Origin of the sequence: Treponema socranskii subsp. socranskii VPI DR56BR1116 = ATCC 35536 (assembly GCF_000468115.1) — a bacterium.
Classification (GTDB): domain Bacteria; phylum Spirochaetota; class Spirochaetia; order Treponematales; family Treponemataceae; genus Treponema_D; species Treponema_D socranskii.
In genome coordinates this window covers 1-902 of sequence record NZ_AVQI01000038.1, presented here as the reverse complement: position 1 = coordinate 902, position 902 = coordinate 1, and the positions used below count along the sequence as shown (strand labels likewise).

Here is a 902-nt window from a genome sequence, read left to right as displayed (position 1 = left end):
TCTGTGTATTCCGTATTCGCCGTTCCGGTTTTGACATACTCTAAAAAGCCTTTGAGTTCTTTACCTTCGGCTTTTCCAAAAGCTTCTGCATTTATTATAACCTTTTTTGTCCCGTCGCGTAAGGGTGTTTGCCCGTCTTCGATACAAATATTTTCAAACGTGTAAAGCGGCTTGTTTTTTCCGATAGCATCGAATAAACACATAAAGAGGATATAACTGTCGTTTAATGTTTTGTAGTGAACACCCTTGTCCAAGAATGCGATGTCAAGCGCCGCCTGATAATATCTCATGCGTTTCGGGATATTGTGTTCGTTGCTTACCTGCATCTCAATGTCGTACGATTTTCCCGCCTCGTCTTTTACGAGCAGGTCGAGCCGCACCGATTTTGCTTCAATGCCGGCTGCTACAGTGTTTTGCGGCGACAGGCAGGCAATCTTCCCGATTTTATCTGACAAGATCATTTCGAGAAACTCTTTACAAATGCCTTTATCCTGCATAACCTTGCAAAACATAAAGTCATCAGCGATGGTTAAGTCGTCAAAGCTTTTTCTCATACAGGTCTCCCCGCAAAATATTCACTATATATATCGCGGAGATGTTGCAATTTCGGAGTTTTTTGAAGCAATTTTGGAAGATATCTGCCGATGCCGCCGTACGCCGCTATGAGCAAACGGTAAGACGCTTATCGTATCAACGGGTAATGTGTAGTTAGCTAATCGATTCCACCTCTTCTTGGGTGAGACCGGTCATCTTCTCTATAAATGGAATTTCGCAATTTGCCTGTTTCATCAGCCGTGCCGTTTCAAGTGCTTTTTGACGGGCACCTTCAGCAAGACCGAGGGATTTACCCTGTTGTATACCTTGCCGCAAACCTTGTTGTATACCCTGTTGTATGCCTTCTT

2 protein-coding genes are annotated in these 902 nt (G+C 43.7%); both read right to left on the bottom strand.

The window, feature by feature from the left end; genetic code table 11:
• A partial coding sequence (locus tag HMPREF0860_RS05640; RefSeq protein ID WP_021495579.1) for an Rpn family recombination-promoting nuclease/putative transposase occupies positions 1–554 on the bottom strand: 554 nt, incomplete at its 3' end.
• Between the two features lie 154 nt (positions 555–708).
• Positions 709–902, bottom strand: a 194-nt coding sequence (locus tag HMPREF0860_RS13920) for a hypothetical protein (protein ID WP_244870190.1), incomplete at its 5' end; no start/stop codon positions are given.